Source organism: Arthrobacter sp. sptzw32, from assembly GCF_059089735.1.
On record NZ_JBNHEZ010000003.1, the window covers coordinates 71,546 to 91,382 of the forward strand.

Consider the following 19,837-nt stretch of genomic DNA (forward strand, 5'->3'; position numbering starts at 1 on the left):
GTCCTGGCGGACGGGTCAGCGCCTGGCGAGGAGGTTGTGCGCCTGGACCACATCCAGCCGCATCTGGTCCACCAGCGCCTCCGGCCCACGGTATGCCACCATGCCCCTCAGCCGGGCCACGAATTCAACAACCACTGTCTGGCCGTACAGATCGAAATCCTCCACCGCTTCGTGGGGCCGGTCGATGACATGGGCTTCGACCTGCCGGCTCACACCATCGAACGTGGGATTCGACCCGACGGAAATAGCTGCAGGCCATCGCGTCCCGGCCTGGTCTACAAGCCAGCCGGCGTAGATGCCGTCCGCAGGGATGAGCCCGCTGGAGTTGCTGGACAGGTTAGCCGTAGGAAATCCGAGGGCACGGCCGCGGGCGGCGCCATGGACAACTTCCCCGCGCATCCGGTGCGCGCGCCCCAGTACTGCCGCGGCAGTGGCCACGTCACCCTCCTGCAGTGCCTCACGCACCCAGGTGGAGGAGCAGCGGCGGTCCGTGCCGTCGTCGTCATGCAGGGGGTAGCCCTCCGAGCCAAACTCACTGATGACCTGGACTTCGAACCCAAACTTCCCGCCAAGGGCCTGCATGGTGTCCAGGTCGCCGGAGTTTCCGCGGCCGAACCGGGCGTCGTGGCCGATCACTACGTGGCTCGCGTGCAGGCGGTCCACCAGGAACTGCTCCACGAATTCCTCAGCGGTGAGGCTGGCCAGATCCAGGGAGTACTTCATCACCAGGATGGCATCCAGGCCCAGCTCGCCCAGCGCCTCCAGTTTGTCGTGCAGGCCCATGATCAGCTCCGGCGCGGACTCGGGACGGTGGACCAGGGCCGGGTGGGGGTCGAACGTGATGGCCACCGACCTGGAGCGGGTGAGGCGGGCAGTGCGGATCAGCTGGGACAGCACCTGCTGGTGGCCGCGGTGAACTCCGTCGAAGTTCCCAAAGGTGACAACAGATGGGCCGAAGTCCGCCGGGACCTCGGACGGATCGTTCCAGATGTAGACCATCACCCTCGCCTTTTACTGCTGAAAATATCGACGTCCCGGACCCTGCCGGCCGCGGAACTCTCTAAAGATTACCCGCATTCACGCAACCGCTATTGCCAGGTGGCCGGGGTTGCCGCCTGGCCCGACGGACAGGTGTCAGGACCTGCGGGACGGCCGCCGCCGGTAGAGCCACACCAGGCCAAGGACGGGCAGCAGCAGGGGAATGAACGCGTAACCGCGGCCAAAAAGGGACCATACCGTCTCGTGCGGGAACTGGACCGGGTCGAAGACGCTCAGGCCGCCCACAACGAGTACCCCGACCAGTTCCACCAGGACCGCTGCCACGGATACTTTGAACCACGTACTGCCGGCCCGGGCAAGGGATACCGTGGCAATGACGTACACGAGTGCGGCGAACGCGGACAGCAGGTACGCCAGCGGGGCCTCGGAGAACTTGGTGAGGATTTGATACCCGGCGCGGGCAGAAGCCGAGATGGCGAAGACCGCATAAACAGCGATGAGCAGGCGTCCGGGCCCGGTATTGCGGGTGTTCCTGGACCCGGTTCCGTTGGGAGCCACGTCCTTGGCCGCACCGGCATGGGCTGCGCCGGTATCGGCTGCGCCAGGGGCGGAGTGCTGGTCTTTCACGTTGCGTGCTTCTTCCACTTCAGTACCAGATCTGGTTCATTCGGGCGGCCATCACCAGCGCGGTGACACCCACGGCGGCCAGGACAAAGTTGCTCCACCGGGTACGTTCCAGGATGGCCCAGTAGACGGCTGCGGGCGGCAGGAGCATCGCGGTGGCGAGGTAGCCCCAGAATTCCCAGGCCTCCCCGGCAATGGGCTCGCCCGCAACCACACGCACGACCGATCCCACCAGGTACACCAGCAGGGCCACCTCGACCGCGGCCACCGAGAGGATAGTGACGTCGTTGGGTGCTTTCTTCAGGATGCCGGCCAGCAGGCAGACTCCGCTGGAAAGCAGCCCCACCACCAGGATGATGTAAAAGTAGGCGTCCACCCTCAGGCCACCCCGGACGCACCGGCGCCGATACCAGTACCAGTACCGGGGGCGAACACCAGCACGGGCTTGGCGAAGCTGCCGGCGTCCGCAAGCAGCGCCACCAGGCTTCCGTCAGGGGCGAACGCGGCGGCGGGATGCTCAGCTGTGGCTGCTCCCGGGCTGCCGGGCGCGGCACCGGCGGCAATGCGCCGGCCAAAGGAAATCTCAATGGTCTCTTCCGCGCTGAGCTCGCGGTTGGGCATTAGCGCCCGGGCAGCCTCGGCCATGTCCAGAACGTTGAGCCCGTCCGCAAGCTGTTCGAGGGTGCGTGCCTGCTCAAGGGAGTAGGGCCCTACGTGCGTGCGCCGGAGGGCCGTGAGGTGTCCGCCGACGCCGAGTGCGTTGCCGAGGTCCCGGGCAAGGGCGCGGATGTACGTCCCGGAGGAGCATTGAACTGTAACGTCCAGGTCCACGACGTCGGCCCCGGTGTCCCTGTTGATGCTGTGCACCTCGAAGCGGTGGATGGTGACGGGGCGCGCTGCGAGCTTCACCTCTTCACCGGAGCGGACCCGGGCGTACGCCCTCTCCCCGTTCACCTTAATGGCGCTCACGCTGCTGGGCACCTGCTGGATCTGCCCGGTGAGGGCGGCAACGCCGTCGTGAATAGCCTGCTCGTCCACAGCGGCAGTGCCGGCAGCGGCCGTAACCTCACCTTCGGCGTCGTCCGTCACCGTGGACTGGCCCAGGCGGATGGTGGCGGTGTAGGTCTTGGAGGTGCCCACGATGTAGGTCAGCAGGCGGGTGGCTTTGTTGATGCCCACCACCAGGACGCCTGTGGCCATCGGATCCAGCGTTCCGGCGTGACCCACTTTCCGGGTACCGGCGAGGCGCCGCATCCGGCCAACCACATCATGGCTGGTCCATCCCTGCGGTTTGTCCACTATCACCAGTCCAGAAAGCACGCTCCCCAGTATATCGGCGCTGGTCCCGGCGCCCGCCCACGCCCGGATTGGGCGCAAGGGAGCCATGCCAGCGCCCTTTCCGCCGGTAACGCCGGTAGCCAGCCAGTTAGGATGGCAGGCATGCCTGAGCTTGCCGCGCACGTCCGCGACGTCCCTGTGAACCAGATCCGGGAAATCACCGAAGCCGCGTGGCGGACCCCCGGGGCCCTGGTCCTCAGCATCGGGGAACCGGGCTTCCCGCTCCCCCGCCACATCCTCGACGCCGGCATGGCCTCCCTGGACAGGGACGAAACCAATTACACCCCCAACGCCGGCATCCCGGCGCTGCGGGAGGCGTTTGCTGCCAGGTTCAGGGAGCGCGCTGGTGCCGGCCACAACAGTGAGATAGGCGCGGACCGGGTGTATGTGGTGGACGGCGCCCAGCAGGGCCTGCACTTTGCCATGAGCCTGCTGCTCTCCCCCGGCGATGAGATCCTGATCCCCAACCCGGGCTACCCCACCTTCGCCATGACCAGCCGCCTCTTGAATGCTGTCCCGGTGGGTTACCCGCTCTATCCTGAGCACGGCTTCCAGCCTCGAACCGGTGACATCGAGGCGCTGATCACGGACCGGACGCGGGTGCTGGTCCTGAACTCGCCCTCCAACCCGCTGGGCGCGGTTCTCGGCGAGGACCTGACCCGCGAACTCGTCGAGCTGACCCGCCGGCACGACCTGTGGGTGATATCGGACGAGTGCTATGAGGCGTTCACCTACGATGTCCCGCACGTAAGCCCTGCACGGTTCGACGGCGTCCTGCCGGGTGAGGCGCGCGTTTTCACCTCGCTGACCCTGTCCAAAACCTATGGCCTTACCGGGCTCCGCATCGGCGCCCTCATCTGCCCGCCGGGACTGGAGCAGAAGATGAACAACGTGATGGAATCAATCGTCTCGTGCGTGGCATCGCCCTCCCAGTACGCCGCGCTTGCCGCCCTCACGGGACCGCAGGATTACGTCGAGCAAGCCCATGGGCATTACCGGGCCAACCGGGACGCCGCCTCCGCCGTACTCGATGCCAAGGGCATCCCCTACTTGAAGGCCGACGGCGCGTTCTACCTTTGGGCGGACGTGTCCCATGTCAGCGGCGGCGACGTCCGCGGGTGGGTGCGGCGCTTCCTGATGGAGTCAGGCGTTGCGCTCGCTCCGGGAACTGCCTTCGGCTCCATCGGCGAGGGCTGGGTGCGGATCGCGCTGTGCGGCAAGAGGCAGGAACTGCTCGACGGCGTGGCCCGGCTGCCGGAACGCGTCTAGGCCCTGCCGCCGGGGTCCCGTCTCAACGGCGGGTGCCGGAAAGAGCACCGTCCAGCCAAGCGCGCAGGACGTCTGCGGGAGCTGCCCCCGCCTGCCGGGCAGCCACCTGCCCGTCAACCAGCACCATCAGGGTGGGGATGGCCTTCACGTCGAAACGCCGGGACAGGCCCGGGGATTTGTCGACGTCGACCTTCACCAGCTTCACTTCACCGGCACGTTCGCGCGCCAGTTTATCCAGGGCTGGACTGACCATCCGGCATGGACCGCACCAGGCAGCCCAGAAGTCCACCAGCACCGGAACCGGCGACTGTTCGGCCACAGTGCTGAAGTCCGAATCCCCGGCCTCCACGATCCAGGGCAGCCCGGCGCGGCAGCTGCCGCAGCGCGGCCGGCCCGCAGCGGCGGCGGGGATTCTGTTGGTCTTCCCGCAGTGCGGACAGCTGACAAGGGTGGCTTCCATGCCTAATAGTCTTTCCTGTTCTTGTGGGCGCCCCACGCCCGGAAAGGAGCGTCCGACGCCGGGACCTCACCTCTGCTGACGGGCAACAGGTCGGGGCGGGTACCAGAAAAGTAGTCGTAGAAGATGGCGTCGTCAAAACCCGCGGACGCTGCACCGTACCGGTCTGCTGCAAAGAACACACGGTCTATCCGGGCCCAGAGGGCAGAAGCCAGGCACAGCGGGCACGGCTCGCAGCTGGCGTAGAGGACCGCACCGCGCAGGTCGAAGTTCCGCACGGCAGCGGCAGCCGTACGGATGGCCACCACTTCGGCGTGGGCAGTGGGATCGTTGTCGCGGGTGACGCGGTTGACGCCCTCGTGAACCCGCCCGTCCTTCGTCACCACCACTGCGCCGAACGGCCCTCCCCCGTCCTCGACGTTTCGGGTGGCGAGGGCTACCGCCTGTTCGAGGTACTGCGTGGCATTGAGCTGCTGTTGGTCCGCCTGAGTCATAGCTAGATCCTAGCCAAGGGTATGGTCCCAGGGGACGTAAATAGGGGGCTGAATAGGGGGAATTTCCCTGCGACATAGTTGCCTGGGAGGAATACTCTGGCGCCGGGGGTTTTCCGTTTTTTCGCCTCTTGCGAGGCTTCCCATACCGGCCCGCAGAGGGCATCGAACCCGGAGTACCCAATGAAAAAAAGACTCAGCATCATCGTCTGCACCGCCGTGGCCGCTGCCATCGCACCGGCGGGCCCGTCGGCCGCTTCTGACCGGGAGCCGGAGGCCAGGGAAATAGTTGGCGGGCTCGTCTCACCGCTGCACCTGGCCATCGGAACAAATAGGTCCATTTACGTAACGCAGGATTTCGCGGGGAAGCTGAGCCGTGTCAACAGGGACGGCAGCGTCAACGACATCTACCAGGCAGATCCTGGCCGGGGCGTAGCGGGTGTGGAGACCCGTGGCGCCACAACGTTCTTCCTCGAAACCGCAGGCGCCGGCTCCAACGACCCTGCCGCCCTGCGGGGCCATTTGAAAGCGATCAGCCCGCGGGGAGATGTCAGGACCATTGCGGACCTGGCCGAACATGAGCGGAAAAACAACCCCGATGCGGGCCAGCACTACGGGTTTGGAGCGGATGCCAGCAGTAAGTGCCTGGAGCAGGCCGCAGCGGTTCCGGGTGCTCCGGGGGCACGGTACACGGGCGCCCTGGACTCGAACGCCTACGCCACTGCCGTCCAAGGCAACACCGCTTACATCGCCGACGCAGGGGCAAACGCCATCCTGAAGGTCAACATTCACTCGGGCGCCGTCAGCACGCTGGCGGTTCTGCCTCCCCGGCCTTCGGTCCTCACGCAACAGACCGCCACTGCTCTGGGGGCACCAGACTGTGCAAACTTCAAGTACGCCTTCGAACCCGTTCCAACTGACGTGGAGATCGGCCCGGACGGCTGGCTGTACGTGACATCGCTTCCTGGCGGCCCCGAAGCCCCTGGCCTGGGCGCACGCGGCGCGGTTTTCAAGATCAACCCCTGGAATGGCCGCACCAAGCTGTGGGCGGACGGGATCCTCAGTGCCACCGGGCTGGCAGTGGCAAACTCCGGTGATGTGTATGTTGCCTCGCTGTTCGGCAACGAGATCATCAGGTTCAGCGCTTGGAAGGGCCAGCGGTCAGTGTTCCTTCCGGTCCCTGCACCGGCCGACGTAGAAATTCAAGGCCGAACTTTGTATGCGACGGTCGATGCAGTGAACCCGGCCGCCCCACCGCCTCCTCCCGCCGAAGGCCGGGTGATAAAGGTGGACATCAGGTAATCCGGCCACCATTTGGGAAGCAAAAACCCCGGTCCGCAACTGCGGGCCGGGGTTTTCCCTGTCAGCAACGGTTACTGCTTGGTGCCGTCCTCCTTGAGTTCCTCGTCGTCTGCGACGTCGAAGTCCTCTTCATCAAAATCGTCTTCGTCGATGTCCACGTCCGCGGACGCATCGCTCCTGTAGGGATCGGCGTCCCCGGCGTGACTCGCGTTGGCAGCCAGGGCGGCCACTTCGGCGTCACGCCTCTTGGCCTCCCGCAGCAGTTCCTCCAGGTTGGAGGCGTTGACGGGGATTTCGTCGGATACGAATTCGAGGGTGGGAGTCAGTCGGATGCTGAGGTTGCGCCCCACTTCCTGCCGAAGCACACCCTTGGCCTTCTCCAGGCCCTTGGCAGCATCAGCCTGGACGGCCTCGTCACCGAAAACGGTGTAGTAAAGGGTGGCGTGCTGCAGATCGTTCGTCACCCGGGCATCAGTAACAGTGATGCCCTCCAGCCGGGGATCCTTAACCTTCCGGCCCAGGGCCTCAGCAACAACAACCTTAATCCGCTGCGCCAACTTGGCAGCACGTGCCGGATCAGCCATGAACAACTCCTATAAGAAGAAAAATTTGGGGGTACGACGGCGCCCCGACGGGGCCATACGTACGTTTGCGTTTTTGCCACCCACCTAAAGCGAGTGTACGACGGGACTCCCGTCGGGATTTCTCCGGCGGCCCGGGAGTGGCATCGGGCCTGCCGGAGCTGGGTGGCCGACGTCGTAAGACGTTGGCCACCCAGCGAAGGGGCGGGGCCGCCGGAAAAATCCCGACGGCCCCGCACCGGTAGAGCATCAACGCTTAGACGCGCGGCTTCTCACGCATCTCGAAGGTCTCGATGATGTCGCCTTCGGTGATGTCGTTGTAGGAGCCAAGACCGATACCACACTCGAAGTCCGTGCGGACCTCAGTGGCGTCGTCCTTGAAGCGCTTGAGCGTCTCAACGGTGAGGTTGTCACCGATGATCTTGCCGTCGCGGCTGATGCGTGCCTTGGTGTTGCGTCGGATGATGCCCGAGCGGACGATCGAGCCGGCGATGTTTCCGAACTTGGAGGAGCGGAAGACTTCGCGGACTTCGGCCGTACCCAGCTGGAACTCTTCGTATTCCGGCTTGAGCATGCCCTTGAGCGCCATCTCGATGTCATCAATCGCGGAGTAGATGACGGAGTAGAAGCGCATGTCCACGCCTTCGCGGTCTGCCAGTTCGGCAACACGCTCGGCGGGCTTGACGTTGAAGCCAATGATGACGGCGCTGTCCACCGTCGCCAGGTTGACGTCGTTCTGCGTGATGGCACCAACGCCGCGGTGGATGACGCGCAGCTGCACGCCTTCGCCGACGTCGATCTTGAGCAGGGCGTCTTCGAGGGCTTCCACGGCACCGGACACGTCACCCTTGAGGATGAGGTTGAGGGTGTCGATCTTGCCGTCGGCCACTGCCTGGTCGAAGTCTTCCAGGCTGATGCGCTTGCGGCGCTTGGCCAGGGCGGCGTTACGGTCCGCTGCTTCACGCTTCTCGGCGATCTGGCGGGCGGTGCGCTCGTCAGCGGTCACGAAGAAGGTGTCGCCTGCGCGCGGCACGTTGGACAGACCCAGCACCTGGACGGGGCGGGACGGGCCGGCCTCGGTCAGGGCGCTGCCGTCGTCGTCGAACATCGCACGGACGCGGCCGTGGGCCGTGCCTGCAACGATGGTGTCGCCGACGCGCAGCGAGCCGGACTGCACCAGGACGGTGGCCACGGAACCGCGGCCCTTGTCCAGGTTGGCTTCGATGGCGATACCGCGGGCGTCCTTGTTCGGGTTGGCGCGCATGTCCAGGGCAGCGTCTGCGGTGAGCAGGACTGCCTCGAGCAGCTCGTCGATGTTGAGGTTCTGGCGGGCAGAGACCTCCACGAACATGGTGTCGCCACCGTATTCTTCGGGAACCAGGCCGTACTCGGTCAGCTGGCCGCGGACCTTGTCCGGGTTGGCGCCTTCCTTGTCGATCTTGTTCACGGCCACCACGATCGGGACGTTGGCTGCCTGCGCGTGGTTGAGGGCTTCAACGGTCTGGGGCATAACGCCGTCGTCCGCTGCGACCACCAGGATGGCGATGTCGGTGACCTTCGCACCACGGGCACGCATGGCGGTGAACGCCTCGTGGCCCGGGGTATCGATGAAGGTGATCTTCCGGTCGTTGCCTTCGTGGTTGTGGGTGACCTGGTAGGCACCGATGTGCTGGGTGATGCCGCCGTGCTCGCCCGCCATGACGTCGGACTTGCGGATGGCATCAAGCAGGCGGGTCTTACCGTGGTCCACGTGGCCCATGACGGTGACAACCGGAGGACGTGCCTCGAGGTCTTCGTCGCCTTCGGCTTCCAGCTCTGCTTCGAAGTCGATATCGAAGGTGGAGAGCAGCTCGCGCTCCTCGTCCTCCGGCGATACGACCTGGAGCTTGTAGCCAAGCTCCTCGCCCAGCAGCGCAAAGGTTTCCTCATCCAGCGACTGGGTGGCTGTTGCCATTTCACCGAGGTGGAACAGCACGGTGACCAGCGCGGCGGGGTTTGCCTCGATCTTGTCGGCGAAGTCCGTGATGGACGAGCCGCGGCGGAGGCGGATGACAGTGTTGCCGTCGCCGCGGGGTACGCTCACGCCACCCAGCGACGGGGCACTCATCTGCTCAAGTTCCTGGCGCTTTGCACGCTTCGACTTGCGCTGCTTGCCGCGTCCGGCGCCACCCTTGCCGAAGGCACCCTGGGTGCCGCCGCGTCCGCGGCCGCCCTTGCCAAAGCCACCACCGGCGGGAGCACCGCCGCCGCCACCGGGACCACCTGTTCCGGGAGCGCCACCCGGGCGTGCCGGGCCGCGGCCGCCGGCACCTGGACGTCCAGCACCGGCCGGAGCCGGGCGTTCGGTGCGGTTGGGCATCATGCCCGGAGTAGGACGGTTTCCACCGGCGCCACCGGGGCGGGGTGCGCCGGGGCGCGGACCGCCGGCGCCTGCGGCGGGACGAGGCCCACCGGCGCCTGCTGCGGGACGGGGACCACCGGGACGGGGGCCGCCGGCACCTGCTGCGGGGCGCGGACCGCCGGGACGGTCGCCGTCGGTACGGCTTCCACCCGGACGGGGCATGCCCTGGGAGGTGGCGAACGGGTTGTTGCCGGGACGGGGTGCGCGCTCACCGTCGCCGCCACGGCCGCGGGGCATGCCCTGCGAGGTGGCGAAGGGATTGTTGCCCGGACGGGGACCGCCGGGACGGGGAGCGGAACCACCCTGTGATCCACCGGGGCGGGTGGGTGCAGCCGGGGTCTCGGCCTTGGGGGCCGGGCGCGCACCGGGCTTTGCGCCGGTGGACGGTGCAGCAGCCGCTGCCGGAGCGGCCGGAGCCGCCGGAGTGCTGGCAACAGGTGCTGCCGGCGCCGGTGCAGCGGGAGCTGCGGGTGCCGGTGCGGCGGGGGCAGGTTCCTGCGCCTTGGGGGCCGGAGCCTTGGGCGCTGCCGGACCGGGAGCGGGGGTGGAAGGACGCGCCTCTGCCGCGGGAGCGGCTGCCTTGGGCGCGGCGGCCGGAGCTGATGCCTTGGCAGCAGCGTCGGGGAAGGCGTTGCGCAGTTTGCGCACAACGGGGGCCTCAATGGTGGAAGAGGCGGAGCGAACGAATTCGCCCAGTTCCTGCAGTTTTGTCACTGCATCTTTGGAAGTTATACCGAGCTCTTTGGCGAGCTCGTGTACGCGGACCTTGGCCACATTTCTCCTGTCTCGGTCCGCACCGAGCCAGGCACGAACCGTCTACTTCTTACTGCGGGCCCCAGCCGCGATTGGTGCAGAAGGGCCCATTGCAGAGCGCAACAAAGTTGTCATCGTTGCGCACTCATCGCTGGGAACTCATCGGGTTTCCATCAGATTTCTGACCCGCTTTCAGGTTGGACGGTTGGTGTTGCAGTTGCCGTGGCTGCAACGCTCGCTTCCTTGATCCAGCGTTCGACGGCGGCGGTTCCGGTTGCGCCCGACAGGGCACGTCCGAAAGCCCGCCGTTTTAAGGCCAGAGCAAGGCACGATTCACTGGGGTGCAGCCATGCACCCCGGCCAGCCATCCGGCGTCGTTCATCCACAAGGACAGCGGTGGAACCGCTGCCTTCGGCGACGAGCCGGAGTAGTTCGGACCGCTTGCCCTTTTTCCGGCAGCCGATGCAGGTACGTTCCGGTTGACTCCCGGTGGAAAGCTCTGCCACGGTCATCTTCCTGACGTTCATATCTGCCGGCCCCGTCATGCCTTGCCTCCGCTTGTTCAGCGGAAGGGACACGCGCAGGGCGCACAACTGCCGGCCGTTGGGCGCGGCCTTATCTATTCTAGCCCCTCCGGGCCGTTCTGCCCGAAACGCATTTGTGGTCGCGGCGCGGCTGGCCGGTAACCGGCGGGACTAGTTTTCGCGGGGGGTCGCTGCGTCGGAGACGATGTCGATGCGCCAGCCGGTGAGCTTGGCGGCCAGGCGGGCGTTCTGGCCCTCCTTGCCGATGGCCAGCGAGAGCTGGTAATCGGGAACCACGACGCGGGCCGAACGGGTTGCCTCGTCGGTTATGGTGACCGAATTCACCCGCGACGGGGACAATGCACTGGCGATGAACGTGGCCGGATTTTCGCTGAAGTCGACAATGTCGATCTTTTCGTCATTCAGTTCAGTCATGACGGCCCGCACGCGTGAACCCATTTCGCCGATGCACGCGCCCTTGGCGTTGATGCCCGGAGCGTTTGCCTTCACGGCAATCTTGGTGCGGTGTCCCGCTTCCCGGGCCAGGGCGACGATCTCGACCGAACGGTCGGCGATTTCCGGTACTTCCAGTTCGAAGAGCTTACGGACCAGCCCCGGGTGCGAACGGGACAGCGTCACGGACGGGCCCTTGGAACCGCGGTGGACGTCGATGACCAGGGCACGCAGGCGGTTGCCGTGGATGTACTTCTCCCCCGGCACCTGTTCGGGCGGCGGAAGGAGTGCTTCCACAGCGCCGAGGTTGACCTGGACCATGTGCGGGTTGTGGCCCTGCTGGATTGTTCCGGCCACCAGTTCGCCTTCCCGGCCCTTGAACTCGCCCAGGACGTTGTCGTCCTCCACGTCACGCAGCCGCTGCAGGATGATCTGGCGGGCGGTGCTGGCGGCGATGCGGCCGAACCCTTCCGGGGTGTCCTCGAACTCGCCGATGGGGGCGCCGTCGTCGTCAATCTCCACGGCCCAAATGGTCACGTGGCCGCTCTTGCGGTCCAGCTCCGCGCGGGCCTTTTCGAAGGCGCCGGGCGACTTGTGGTAAGCCACCAGGAGCGCCTGCTCGATGGTGGGGATCAGGAGGTCCAGCGGGATTTCACGCTCACGCTCCAGAAGCCTCAGTGCGCTCATGTCAATATCCATCAGGCCTCCTCAGAAGGTCCATTGTGTGCAGTTTCCAGACCGTCCTCGTTGAGGTGGCTGAATTCGATCTCGACTTTTCCGTTGCGGATCCTGTCGAAAGGAAGCTTGAGGGGTTCGCCCTGCCTGGGCTTCATGCCCTTTTTCACGGCGATCTCGGGCACAAGCGTCACGCCGCCGTCGTCGACGGACTTGATCCGGCCAGTGATGTTGTCGCCCTGGACAACATTGACCTTGACCATGCGCCCCTTGGCGCGGTGCCAGTGGCGCGGCTCGGTCAGCGGCCGGCCGACGCCGGGGGAAGAGACTTCAAGGTCGTAGGGACGCCCATCGTCACCGGGATCGTTGTCCAGCACATCGGAAAGCACCTTGGAGATATCGGCAATGACATCCAGGCTTACGCCGCCGGTTTCCTCCTGCGGCAGGTCCACCACCACGTGGACCACCCGATGGGAACCGGGGATGATGGCCACGTCCTCCAGGTAGAGGCGGTTGGCCTGGACCGAGGGTTCAAGAAGGGCCCTGAGCCGTGCAGCTTCCGGATTGTGCGCGGCCTCGGCCTTACCCGTACCGGTCCGGTCTGATGAAGCCGTGGCTTCTGCATTGCTCACGATGCCGGCCGCCTCCCGTTTAGATGATGTTGTGTGTACTAGCGTAGCTATTTTAGCGGTTCCTTGGTGCACGAAGTTCTACCCCCGGCGTGACACCATGGTCTGTTGTGACAGACGACAGCCAGGAAAACCGCCTGCAGATGCGCTATTTCCGGTACGCCGTTTTTTCGCTCGCAGCCCTCCTCGTCCTGAGCCTGGGATTCGCCTTCATCCCCCCTGAACCGCCTGCCCCTGCGGAACCGCCGTTCTCAGAACGGGCCCGCGCGGCCGCGTACGAAGAGACAATGCGGCTGCGGTCCGCCGGGCTGGAACTTGCCGCTACCGGAGGAAACGCCGCCGCCGGTGCAACGGCTATGCCCCCGGTGGACGGGGTTGTGACATTGCTGACCATCCAGGCCCGGGCGCTGCTGCTTCCCGCAGGGCCTGCCCCCACTGACCCTGCGTCCGCCAGGGCTGCTGCGGCCTCAGCCACCGCGCCTCCTGCCGGCGCTTCGCCTTCAGCTTCTCCGCCGTCGCCGGCTCCTCCTGCCCAGGTCACGCCGGCGGAGTTCGCCGCCGCACTGGCCGCCAGCGGGCAGCAACGGCTGAAGGACGCGGAGACGGCCGACGGCGGCATGGCCCGCCTGCTGGCGGGGACCGGCACGGCGCAGCTCCTGGCAGCCGAACGGTTTGGGGCCCAGGGCGCAGGAACAGGGCCGGCAACAGCTCCGGCAGCTGCGTCAGGGGCACCCGGCCCAACAAAGTCCGCTGAGGCCTCTGCCTGCCCGGCCGCACCGACCGCGCCCGAGGAGCAAGCGGATGCGGACACCAGCGTTGGGGCCGCCCTTGCAGCCGTGGCTGTGGCTGAGCGGGAGACCGTGTACGGGTACCAGGCCGCCCTCAGCCGCCTTCCGTCCGAAGGGGCGGGCCCGGCGTCGGACTTCCTGAAACAGCACCAGGACCTTGCGGTACAGGCCGAAACGTTAAGCCTGAGACACTGCAGGGGCCCGGTTCCGCAACAGCCTGGTTACGTCCTGAACCAGGCGTTCCTTGATGCGCCAGCGGCAGGACTTGCCGGGCTGGAGTCAGACATTTTGCCCGCTTATGGGGACATTGTGGCGATTGCAGATGGATCCACCCGGGCCTGGGCCTTGTCCGCACTGCAGGGAGCAGCGCGCCGCGCCCAGCACTGGGGCGCCGGGGCGGTTCCCCTGCCGGGCCTTGTGGTGGACGCTGCCCAGCTGCCGCAACTGCCTGCGTAGGGCGGCCTTCGACTGCCCGGGCGCCAATACCCGGGCCTTGATGCTGGCGAGCCTGCCGCGCCCGGTGGTTTGCTGTAGGGATGGACGCCGCACCCCCTTTCCACAACAACGAACCGCACGGCAACGACATCGCGCAGCGGCTGAACTGGCTGCGGGCAGGGGTGCTGGGCGCCAATGACGGCATCGTCTCCGTTGCAGCGATAGTTGTTGGAGTGGCCGGCGCCACCGCCGCAACCGGGCCGATACTGACAGCCGGAGCCGCGGGCCTGGTGGGCGGGGCCGTGTCCATGGCGCTGGGCGAGTATGTCTCCGTCAGCAGCCAAAGTGACAGCCAGCGCGCGTTGATCGAAAAGGAACGCCGTGAACTGGCGGAGGAACCGGAAGAGGAACTGGCCGAGTTGACGGCCCTTTACCTGGCCAAAGGCCTCAGCCCGGAAACAGCCGGCAGGGTAGCCGAGGAACTTACAGCGCACGACGCACTGGCCGCACACCTGTCCGCCGAACTCAACATTGACGAGACCGGCATCGTCAGCCCCTGGCACGCCGCCTTCGCCTCTGCCATCGCTTTCGTCACCGGCGCCGTCCTCCCCATGCTGGCCATCCTGCTCCCGCCACCGGAGCTTCGTGTCCCCGTCACCTTCGCCGCGGTCCTCCTTGCCCTGGCCCTGACCGGTGGGGTTGGGGCCTGGATCGGCGGCGGTTCAAAAGTCCGGGCGGCTGCCCGGGTGGTTGCAGGCGGCGCCCTCGCCCTCGCAGCCACCTTCAGTGTCGGCAGCCTGCTCGGAGCCACGGGCGTGGTCTAAGGATGTACCCTGCGGCGCTGGCCGCTTCCGTACGCCTAGGCTGGAAGGGATGAGCGGGCCGGCGGCAGTACCAATCCCCCCTGACCTCACTGCGCGGTACAGCCGCAGCAGCGCAGGGCGGGCGTGGCTCGCGTCCCTGCCGGACCTCATCAAGGGCCGGCTGGAGAACTGGCAGCTGACACCGGACCTGCCTCCCGGCGCACTGCCCTGGAACGGCCGCGGCGGAGTGGTCATCCCGGTGACGCAGGCGGACGGCACCGCGGCGGCCCTCAAGATCGCCTTCCCCCACGAGGAAGCCCGGGTTGAACGGCACGCCCTTGCCCTATGGCAGGGACGGGGCGCGGCAGCACTGCTGGCCTCAGACGCAGGTACGTGCGCCATGCTCCTGGAAAGGCTCGACGGCGAACGGTCGCTCGCCGCTGTTTCCATGGAAGAGGCTGTGGAAGTGTGGGGCGGCCTGCTGCGGCAACTGAGCATCGCCCCCGATGACCGGCCGCAGTGGCAGGAGTTTGAACACATCGCCGCACGGGCTGAGCAATGGAGCGATGACCTGCCCCTGGAATGGGAACAGCTGGGACGCCCCTTTCCACGCTGGCTCCTCGAAGCTGCACTTGAGGTGTGCCAAACCCGTGGGGCGGTAGGGCGGCGTTCAGCATGCGACGTCCTGGTACATACCGATCTGTCCTTCCTCAACGTCCTGGCACGTCCCGCTGCGCCGGGACCGGCAGGCTCTGGAGCCCCGCCGGCGCTTCCGACGGCGGAAGGCTTCGCCGCCATCGACCCGCAGCCCATGATTGGCGAGCCGGAGTTCGCCGTGGCCCCGCTGCTGTGGAACCGCCTGTCCCGCTTGCCCCTGGACAACGCCGGAGCCGGGCTTCGGCAGCGTTGTGCTGAGTTCAGCTCTGCCGCGGGCCTGGACCCGGACGTGGCACGGCAATGGGGCATCGCCCGGGAAGTGGAAAACGCCCTCGCATACGCTGGGAGGCCAGGCCAGGGCGGGGACCTTGCCCGGTCCCTGTGGGTGGCCAGCACCCTGGCCGGCAGAACCCTGGAAGGGCTCCCGTCAGCGCATCGTCTTCCGGAACCCGGCAAGACTCCCGGCGCGCGCTGATGCCGGTGGCGCCTCGCTGCTCATGCTCCCCCCACGGCTGCGAGGGCGGACTCCACCGCTGCCACGGCAGTGCGCACCTCTTCCCCTGATGTCTGCCAGTTGCTGACGGAGATGCGCAGGATGTCCCGGTCGCGCCAGCGGGAGCCGGACATCCACACCCTGCCGTCCGCAATGATGCGTGCCGTTACGGCGCGGGTGGTCGCGTCATCGCCGAACGCAATACAGACCTGTGTGTAGCCGACATCATTCAGGACTTCCACGCCGTCGAGCCCTGCCAGGCCGGCGGCAATGTCAGCAGCCGCCGTCACCAGGCCCCGCACCTGGTTTTCCACGCCGTCACGGCCCAGGCTCTTCAGCGCAGCCCATACGGGGACCCCTCGGGCACGGCGCGACAGCTCCGGCACCTTCTCAAACGGGTCACCAGGACCTTCAGCATCCTGGATGAGGTAACTGGTGTGCAGGCCCATGGCGGACCGGAGGGCGGCTGCGTCGCGCACAATGGCGATGCCACAGTCGTAGGGAACGTTCAAGGTCTTGTGGGCGTCCGTCCCCCACGAGTCGGCATCCTCATAGCCCCGGGTCAGGTTCCGCAGTTCGGGTACTGCCGCCGCCCAGAGGCCGAATGCACCGTCGATATGGACCCAGGCGCCATGGTTCCGGGCGATGCCAATGGCGTCGGCAAACGGATCAAACGCCCCGGAATGAAGGTTCCCGGCTTGCAGGCATACCAGGGCCGGCCCCGAACCTTCAGCCAGCGTCGCCTCGAGGGCAGCAGGAACAAGCCGCCCCTGATCATCCACGTCAACCACTGCCGGCCTGCCCAAACCCAGGTACCTGAGGGCGAGGTCCACGGTGTCATGCCGTTCGCGGCCCACGAAGCACCTGATGCGTGGTGCTCCGTTCAACCCATCACGGTCCAGGTCCCAGCCGGCGTTCGAGAGGAGCCGCCACCGTGCGGCAGCCAGCCCGGTGAAGTTGGCCATGGTGGCCCCGGTGACAAAGCCGACGTCGGAGTCCGGTGAAAGCCCCAGCAGTTCCAGCAGCCACGTCCCGGCGCTTTCCTCGATGGCTGCCATGGCAGGGGTGGCGTAGCGGAGGCCGGCGTTCTGGTCCCACGCGCTGACCAGCCAGTCTGAGGCGAGGGCGGCAGGCAGTGTCCCGCCGATGACCCAGCCGAAGAAGCGGCCGGACGGCATCGCCATCAGTCCGGGTTCGGCTGTTTCAGCCAGGAGCTCAACAACATCTTCTGCAGGGACGCCGTGAGCAGGCAGCGGGCCGCCAAAGGCGCCGGTGAGGTCCTGGGCCGGCCGGCGTGGACCCACCGGCCTGTCAGGAAGGCTGCCCAGCCAGGCCTTGGCGTGCCTTGCCGCGGCAGCCAGGGCACTGGAGTACTCATCTTCGCCGTGTGGCATAGCTGCATGCTACTCCCCCGCCTTTGGTGCCCGGGAGGCTCCCGCCTACCCCTGTTGGGCGAAGTTTTCCTGCCAGACGTCGTAGCCGAGCTTGATGATCAGGGCGGCCACCACCACCAGGAAGACGACACGGACAAACCGGCTTCCCTGCGCTACCGCCGTCCTGGCTCCCAGGTACCCGCCGGCCATGTTGGCAAGACCCAGCAACAAGCCGAGTCCCCACAGGATGGAGCCGTGCGGCAGGAAGAACATCAGGGCGCCGGCATTGGTTGCCATGTTCACGATTTTGGCCTTGGCACTGGCTTCGAGGAACGCGTAGCCCATCGCGGAAACCAGTGCGATGACCAGGAAAGAACCGGTTCCAGGACCGATCAGGCCGTCATAAAAGCCGATGACGGCACCGATCAGGCACGCCACCACATAGTGCTTGTGTCCGTTGTGCCGCAGGGCGGTGATGTGGCCCGCGTCCGGCTTAAGTGCCGTAAACAGAGCAACCGCCACCAGTGCGGCCACAATTATGGGTTTGAACACGGCGGACGGCAGCGTGGCGGCCAAGACGGCACCACCGAAACTGCCTGCCAACGCGATTGCGGCCATTGGCAGTGCCGTCCGCAGGTCCGGTCCCACCCGCCGGTAGTACGTGACGGCGCTGGTGGCAGTTCCGAAAATGGACCCCATCTTGTTCGTGGCCAGTGCCTGCACGGGCGTGATGCCCGGGACCAGCAACAGGGCGGGGAGCTGGATCAGCCCGCCCCCGCCCACCACGGCGTCCACCCACCCGGCAGCGAAACCCGCAAGCACAATCAGTACCAGCGTGGTGAGCTGGATGGACTCAAGCCCTGGAAGCACCCCTGCTGCGTCAGCTGGCGCGGACAGCGTTGACTACGTAGTCAACAGCCTTGTCTACGGCAACGTTCTCGGCATCACCGCTGCGGCGGTCCTTGATCTCCACCACGCCGTCCACCAGGCCGCGGCCCACGGCAAGGATAGTGGGTACGCCGAGCAGCTCGGCGTCACCGAACTTGACCCCGGGCGAGACCTTGGGCCGGTCATCCAGCAGGACCTCAAGGCCCGCGGCTTCCAGGTCTGCTGCCAGCTGCCCGGCGGTGGCAAAGATGTCCTCGCCCTTGCCGACGGCCACCACGTGGACGTCAGCCGGCGCCACCGAACGGGGCCACACCAGGCCCTTGCTGTCATTGTTGGACTCGGCCAGCGCGGCAACTGCCCGGGTGACACCTACGCCGTAGGAGCCCATGGTGACGGTAACCTGCTTGCCGTTCTGGTCCAGGACCTTCAGCTCCAGGGCTTCGGCGTACTTCCGGCCGAGCTGGAAAATGTGGCCCATCTCGATTCCGCGGGCTATCTCCAGGGGGCCGGAGCCGTCAGGGGCAGGGTCGCCCTCGCGGACTTCCGTGCACTCGATGACGCCGTCCCACGAGAAGTCCCTGCCCGCCACCAGTCCGAAGACGTGCTTGCCTGCCTCGTTGGCGCCGGTGATCCAGGCGGTTCCGCTGACAATGCGGGGATCCACCAGGTACAGGAGCTTCGAGGCGCTCTCGCTGCCCAGCAGTGCTTCGTCCAGTGCAAGTCCGGGTCCAAGGTAGCCCTTCACGATCAACGGCTGCTTCTTGAGGTCGTCGTCGTTGGCGGCCTCGATGCCAATTTCGCCTGCGATTGGCAGGAAGGAGCCGATGTTCGCCTCAACGCGCTTCAGGTCCACGCCCCGGTCGCCGGGGACACCAATGACCACGAGCTGCCGTTCCCCGGTGGGCAGGGTGACGGCGAGCACGACGTTCTTGAGCGTGTCCGCGGCAGTCCACGCGCCGCCGTCGGCTGATGAACGCGGGGCGAGCTGGTTTGCAGCTGCGACGAGCGTGTCAATGGTGGGCGTATCAGGGGTGTCGAGGACCTCGGCGGCGGGAGCAGCCGAGAAGTCGATTTCCGCTGGCGCCACAGTGGTGACGGCCTCGACGTTCGCGGCGTAGCCCCCGGCGGATCGGACGAACGTGTCCTCACCAATCTCCGTGGGGTGCAGGAATTCCTCGCTCTTCGAGCCGCCCATGGCGCCGGCGGTTGCAGTGACAGGGATAACCTCCAGGCCGAGGCGCTCGAAAATCCGAAGGTAGGCCCCGCGGTGGGCCGCGTAGCTGGCGTCCAGGCCGGCGTCGTCGACGTCGAACGAGTAGGAGTCCTTCATGATGAACTCGCGTCCGCGCAGGAGGCCCGCGCGGGGGCGGGCTTCGTCCCGGTACTTGTTCTGAATCTGGTAAAGGCTGAGCGGCAGGTCCTTGTAGGAGGAGTAGAGGTCCTTGACCAGCAGCGTGAACATTTCTTCGTGGGTAGGGGCCAGCAGGTAGTCCGCGCCCTTGCGGTCCTGGAGGCGGAACAGGCCTTCGCCGTACTCGGTCCAGCGGTTTGTGGCCTCGTACGGTTCGCGCGGCAGCAGCGCCGGGAAGTGAACTTCCTGTGCCCCGATGTTCGCCATTTCCTCCCGGATGATGGCTTCAACCTTGCGCAGGACGCTCAGTCCCAGCGGCAGCCAGGTGTAGATGCCGGGGGCGGCGCGGCGAATGTAGCCTGCGCGGACCAGGAGGCGGTGGCTGGCAACCTCGGCGTCGACGGGGTCTTCGCGCAGGGTGCGCAGGAATAACTGGGACAGTCTTGTAACCACGGGAAGGTTTCCGTTTCTGGGGAGGTGCTGGAGCAGCAGCAGGCCGGGCATTTCGTCTGGGTACTAATCTACCGCCAAGCACAGCAGAGCCACGCCCGGG

At 66.5% G+C, this 19,837-nt stretch carries 19 protein-coding genes; 5 read left to right on the forward strand and 14 right to left on the reverse strand.

Annotated elements, in window-relative coordinates; all coding sequences use genetic code 11:
* Nucleotides 1-15 precede the first annotated feature (15 nt).
* The 4 genes from AC5RVN_RS06875 to truB form a co-directional block, all read right to left on the reverse strand.
* A complete protein-coding gene (locus AC5RVN_RS06875; RefSeq protein WP_494040862.1) occupies nucleotides 16-999 on the reverse strand; it encodes a bifunctional riboflavin kinase/FAD synthetase in 984 nt (327 codons plus the stop codon).
* Nucleotides 1,000-1,134: 135 nt separating this feature from the next.
* A complete protein-coding gene (locus tag AC5RVN_RS06880; RefSeq protein ID WP_494041329.1) occupies nucleotides 1,135-1,557 on the reverse strand; it encodes a hypothetical protein in 423 nt (140 codons plus the stop codon).
* 88 nt (nucleotides 1,558-1,645) lie between these two features.
* On the reverse strand, nucleotides 1,646-1,999 hold the full coding sequence (locus tag AC5RVN_RS06885; RefSeq protein ID WP_494104720.1) for a hypothetical protein: 354 nt from the start codon (nucleotides 1,997-1,999) through the stop codon (nucleotides 1,646-1,648).
* Between the two features lie 2 nt (nucleotides 2,000-2,001).
* The gene (truB, locus tag AC5RVN_RS06890) at nucleotides 2,002-2,943 is read right to left on the reverse strand and encodes a tRNA pseudouridine(55) synthase TruB (protein WP_494137463.1); all 942 of its coding nucleotides are present in this window, start codon (nucleotides 2,941-2,943) and stop codon (nucleotides 2,002-2,004) included.
* A gap of 120 nt (nucleotides 2,944-3,063) precedes the next feature.
* On the opposite strand from truB, the gene AC5RVN_RS06895 reads away from it, so the two are divergent.
* Nucleotides 3,064-4,230: a pyridoxal phosphate-dependent aminotransferase gene (locus AC5RVN_RS06895; RefSeq protein ID WP_494137464.1), complete on the forward strand. Its 1,167-nt coding sequence runs from the start codon at nucleotides 3,064-3,066 to the stop codon at nucleotides 4,228-4,230.
* 22 nt (nucleotides 4,231-4,252) lie between these two features.
* Here AC5RVN_RS06895 and trxA read toward each other — a convergent pair whose 3' ends face one another.
* On the reverse strand, nucleotides 4,253-4,690 hold the full coding sequence (trxA, locus tag AC5RVN_RS06900; RefSeq protein WP_494137465.1) for a thioredoxin: 438 nt from the start codon (nucleotides 4,688-4,690) through the stop codon (nucleotides 4,253-4,255).
* Nucleotides 4,691-4,692: 2 nt separating this feature from the next.
* Nucleotides 4,693-5,181 (reverse strand): nucleoside deaminase, encoded by a 489-nt coding sequence (locus AC5RVN_RS06905; RefSeq protein ID WP_494040867.1) that lies wholly within the window; start codon nucleotides 5,179-5,181, stop codon nucleotides 4,693-4,695.
* Nucleotides 5,182-5,361: 180 nt separating this feature from the next.
* On the opposite strand from AC5RVN_RS06905, the gene AC5RVN_RS06910 reads away from it, so the two are divergent.
* Nucleotides 5,362-6,480, forward strand: a complete 1,119-nt coding sequence (locus tag AC5RVN_RS06910; protein ID WP_494137466.1) for a ScyD/ScyE family protein — start codon at nucleotides 5,362-5,364, stop codon at nucleotides 6,478-6,480.
* Between the two features lie 71 nt (nucleotides 6,481-6,551).
* Here the strand turns inward: AC5RVN_RS06910 and rbfA are convergent, their stop codons facing one another.
* The 5 genes from rbfA to rimP all read right to left on the reverse strand — a co-directional run bounded on the left by rbfA (nucleotide 6,552) and on the right by rimP (nucleotide 12,499).
* Complete coding sequence (gene rbfA, locus AC5RVN_RS06915; protein ID WP_494104715.1) at nucleotides 6,552-7,064, reverse strand: 30S ribosome-binding factor RbfA; 513 nt, start codon at nucleotides 7,062-7,064, stop codon at nucleotides 6,552-6,554.
* A gap of 253 nt (nucleotides 7,065-7,317) precedes the next feature.
* Nucleotides 7,318-10,236 (reverse strand): translation initiation factor IF-2, encoded by a 2,919-nt coding sequence (gene infB, locus AC5RVN_RS06920; RefSeq protein WP_494137467.1) that lies wholly within the window; start codon nucleotides 10,234-10,236, stop codon nucleotides 7,318-7,320.
* Nucleotides 10,237-10,388: 152 nt separating this feature from the next.
* On the reverse strand, nucleotides 10,389-10,727 hold the full coding sequence (locus AC5RVN_RS06925) for a YlxR family protein (RefSeq protein ID WP_494041331.1): 339 nt from the start codon (nucleotides 10,725-10,727) through the stop codon (nucleotides 10,389-10,391).
* 183 nt (nucleotides 10,728-10,910) lie between these two features.
* Nucleotides 10,911-11,891, reverse strand: a complete 981-nt coding sequence (gene nusA / locus AC5RVN_RS06930; RefSeq protein ID WP_494040871.1) for a transcription termination factor NusA — start codon at nucleotides 11,889-11,891, stop codon at nucleotides 10,911-10,913.
* Nucleotides 11,891-12,499, reverse strand: coding sequence for a ribosome maturation factor RimP (gene rimP / locus AC5RVN_RS06935; protein WP_494040872.1), 609 nt, complete (start codon nucleotides 12,497-12,499; stop codon nucleotides 11,891-11,893). Before rimP ends, nusA begins: the two co-directional genes overlap by 1 nt.
* Before the next feature lie 107 nt (nucleotides 12,500-12,606).
* Between rimP and AC5RVN_RS06940 the strand changes: the two genes are divergently transcribed.
* The 3 genes from AC5RVN_RS06940 to AC5RVN_RS06950 all read left to right on the forward strand — a co-directional run bounded on the left by AC5RVN_RS06940 (nucleotide 12,607) and on the right by AC5RVN_RS06950 (nucleotide 15,654).
* On the forward strand, nucleotides 12,607-13,740 hold the full coding sequence (locus AC5RVN_RS06940) for a DUF4439 domain-containing protein (RefSeq protein WP_494137468.1): 1,134 nt from the start codon (nucleotides 12,607-12,609) through the stop codon (nucleotides 13,738-13,740).
* An 80-nt stretch (nucleotides 13,741-13,820) separates the two neighbouring features.
* The gene (locus AC5RVN_RS06945) at nucleotides 13,821-14,543 is read left to right on the forward strand and encodes a VIT1/CCC1 transporter family protein (protein WP_494104712.1); all 723 of its coding nucleotides are present in this window, start codon (nucleotides 13,821-13,823) and stop codon (nucleotides 14,541-14,543) included.
* A 49-nt stretch (nucleotides 14,544-14,592) separates the two neighbouring features.
* Entirely contained in the window at nucleotides 14,593-15,654 is a 1,062-nt protein-coding gene (locus tag AC5RVN_RS06950; RefSeq protein ID WP_494137469.1) for an aminoglycoside phosphotransferase family protein, read from the forward strand.
* Nucleotides 15,655-15,674: 20 nt separating this feature from the next.
* On the opposite strand, the gene AC5RVN_RS06955 is transcribed toward AC5RVN_RS06950, so the two are convergent.
* From AC5RVN_RS06955 to AC5RVN_RS06965, 3 genes are read right to left on the reverse strand one after another with little or no spacing between them, the layout of a single operon-like run.
* The gene (locus tag AC5RVN_RS06955) at nucleotides 15,675-17,066 is read right to left on the reverse strand and encodes a pyridoxal phosphate-dependent decarboxylase family protein (protein WP_494137470.1); all 1,392 of its coding nucleotides are present in this window, start codon (nucleotides 17,064-17,066) and stop codon (nucleotides 15,675-15,677) included.
* Between the two features lie 45 nt (nucleotides 17,067-17,111).
* Nucleotides 17,112-17,915: a sulfite exporter TauE/SafE family protein gene (locus tag AC5RVN_RS06960; RefSeq protein ID WP_494137471.1), complete on the reverse strand. Its 804-nt coding sequence runs from the start codon at nucleotides 17,913-17,915 to the stop codon at nucleotides 17,112-17,114.
* A 10-nt stretch (nucleotides 17,916-17,925) separates the two neighbouring features.
* Nucleotides 17,926-19,737: a proline--tRNA ligase gene (locus AC5RVN_RS06965; protein WP_494137472.1), complete on the reverse strand. Its 1,812-nt coding sequence runs from the start codon at nucleotides 19,735-19,737 to the stop codon at nucleotides 17,926-17,928.
* Between the last annotated feature and the right edge of the window lie 100 nt (nucleotides 19,738-19,837).